The sequence below is a fragment of the Martelella sp. HB161492 genome (genome assembly GCF_013184775.1).
Lineage (GTDB): Bacteria > Pseudomonadota > Alphaproteobacteria > Rhizobiales > Rhizobiaceae > Martelella.
The window spans coordinates 1-810 of the sequence record NZ_JAATVV010000042.1; the positions used below are offsets into that span (position 1 = coordinate 1).

An 810-nucleotide genomic window follows, 5' to 3' on the forward strand; every position below is an offset into this window, starting at 1 on the left:
TCAGAACCGGTAACCGAGCCGGATGGAGCCGACATGGGACTGGTAGCCATCGGCGAAGCTGCCGTCATATTCGAGCTTGACCTGCAATCCGTGAATGGCCTGGAAGTCGATGCCGGCGCTGACCTGGGCCACCGTGTCGGCGATCGGCGTGGACGTGGTGAAGCGCGACATGTTCGAGAAGCCCGCCAGCCGCGCCGTGCGTTCCCAGCTGTCATCGGAGAGGAAGGACACGCCGGCATCGGCAAAGAGACGCGCCGGCATGTCTTCAAGGAAGGGCACCCTGGCACCGAATTCCACCGCCGGCGTCACCGCGAACATGGTCTGGTCGGAACCGTCGACAATCAGGTTCGCAGCCCCGGCACCGCTTTCGCGATAGCCACTCTGATGGGCATAGATCATGTCGAGATCGAGCCGCGGCGTCATGTAGAAATCGTCGCTCAGGCTGAACTGGTAGGAACCGCGAATGCGGGCAAAGGCCATCTGCGAATCGATATCCGCCCTGGCAATCGCATCGACAGAACCAAGATCGATATAACGCTTCGACGTGCCCTGATTGAAGCCAAGCCCGCCGACGAGACCGATCAGCCACGGACCTTCCTCCTTCTTCAGCGCAATCGCGCCGCTGATGGAATCCTCGTCCAGCTTCTCGGTGCTGTAATCATTGATATAGGAGGAATTCTCATAGGTGATCCCGCCGCCGAGATACCAGCCATCTGCCAGCGCCTTCTGCCCGCCGGTTGCAACCCCGCCCATGGAGCGGGTGAAGCCGTACTGATCGCCGGTCGGCTGCTGGATGGTGCTGCCGCCAAG

The 810-nt window shown here is 61.4% G+C and carries 1 protein-coding gene; it reads right to left on the bottom strand.

What is annotated here, in order from left to right; translation table 11 throughout:
* The coding region (locus tag HCK86_RS23865; protein WP_176086993.1) for an autotransporter outer membrane beta-barrel domain-containing protein at positions 1 to 810 on the bottom strand (810 nt) is incomplete at its 5' end.